The following is a 1,728-nucleotide window of genomic DNA, read 5'->3' as shown; positions in this document are numbered from 1 at the left end:
GAGCCTGTAGCTTTGGTTGCACCTCAAATCGGCTAATTTATAGCTTCGATTAAATCAAGCGCCTCCCAGTCGGGGGGCGCTTTTTCGTGCTTAAATTTACTGACCCACATTCAAGACATCTTCATAAATTTGCGCCACGGTCACAGTTAGCCCCACAGATTCCCAGGTTAACTCATTGTCTTTTCCTAAGATTTGAACTGTCCAACTCCCCGGAGTCTCTTGACGATAGACTTCCACTTGCATAACATCTTGAGAGACTAAAACATATTCCTTCAAAGTTTCTAAGGTTTGGTAGTTCATTAATTTTTCTCGTCGGTCAGTGCTTTCGGTACTTTCTGACAGCACTTCAATAATTAAGTTAGGTTGTGTTTTGAAGTATCGGTGATTATCTTCGGGGTTACAAGTCACGAGTAAGTCGGGGTAATAAAAAATATCGTCTTGAACTTTGACTTTCATATCAGACATGAATACCCGACAGGAACTCCCCCGCAGATGAGAACGTAATAAGGCATAAAGATTACCGGCAATGAGATTGTGTTCTTCACTAGCACCCGCCATAGCAAACACATAACCGCCCATATACTCATGGCGAATGGTGCTTTCGGCTTCAGCGATGATATAGTCTTCAACGGTAAACAGGGGTAAAGGCGATCGCATTTTAGGGATTCTCCTAGTTTTTCTATTTCAACTATTCTAACTTAGCTTAAATTTAAGATACTGTTGCCAAATCGGATGCAGTTGAAACATTCCTCGCTCTCCCTCTGATATTTTTTCTAGCAACCCCCGTCTAACTAAAGATTGGATGGCTGACCATAATTCGGATTGGGATAATTCAGGATTAGTCGGTTTTTGAGAAAGGGCGATCGCTTCCCGATCTCGGAAACCGGAAATAACCCGTTGTTCTAAGTCTGATAATCGTTCTAACTGAGATTCTAAAATTGGTTCTAAGTCACCTAAAAAGATATCCTCGCTGTAGCTTAAAAATAGGGAAACGCTACCATCAAATAGTTCGACTATGGTTGAGGCGATGATATTTAACCAGGTAGGATGTCCTTGATAGAGGTTGATTAATTCCGGCCATTTGTCGGAGTCGGTTAATTGGTGCGATCGCAAAATTTTCTCAGCATCGGCTGATAATCCTTTTAGGTGTAACGTGCGGGTGGAGTGTTTTTCGGCTTCTAAGGTAGCAATTGCTCTAGGTTTTTCCCAACTGATGAGAATCACGCAACTTTGATGATGGTTTTTGGCAATTTGCCGAAAAAATGTCCGGTATTCTTTATAGTCTGTCAAGTATTCCCCCGCTAATTCACCGCTTTTAAAAAGATTGTGTAGGTCATCCAATATGACTAAACAACGGGAGTGACGCAAATAATCAATTATTGTGGGCAATGAAGGCTGTTGGGACTGGGCAAAAAATTGTTGAAGTTGGTTTTTTAAGGAGGACAGAGTAGGGCGATCGCTCAAACTTCGCCACATCATATAGTCAAATTCAGTTTTTATTTGTTCTATGAGTTGGCGTGTTAATAGGCTTTTGCCAATGCCACTTAATCCATAGATGGTAATTAGGCGGGTATGGTCTTGTAATATCCACTGTTTTAGGGTAGTTAGTTCGGAAGTACGGCTATAAAATTCAGTCAGGTCTGGTGCGTCGGTTAAGTCGATAATCGGTGAAGAATCTTGAGGTGTGGGAGAATGAGAAGAAGAGAGATCGGAGGGCGATCGGTGTTG

The 1,728-nt window shown here is 41.8% G+C and carries 2 protein-coding genes; both read right to left on the bottom strand.

Features of this window, described 5'->3' with window-relative positions:
* Positions 1 to 96: 96 nt before the first annotated feature.
* Entirely contained in the window at positions 97 to 657 is a 561-nt protein-coding gene (locus tag P5674_RS24435) for a Uma2 family endonuclease (protein ID WP_315670376.1), read from the bottom strand.
* Positions 658 to 693: 36 nt separating this feature from the next.
* Positions 694 to 1,728: NB-ARC domain-containing protein (locus tag P5674_RS24430; protein WP_315670375.1), on the bottom strand; the 1,035-nt coding region annotated here is incomplete at its 5' end.

It is taken from the genome of Limnospira sp. PMC 289.06, from assembly GCF_032350395.1.
In the GTDB taxonomy this organism is placed as follows: Bacteria; Cyanobacteriota; Cyanobacteriia; order Cyanobacteriales; family Microcoleaceae; genus Limnospira; species Limnospira platensis.
This window is presented reverse-complemented; position numbering and strand designations above follow the sequence as displayed.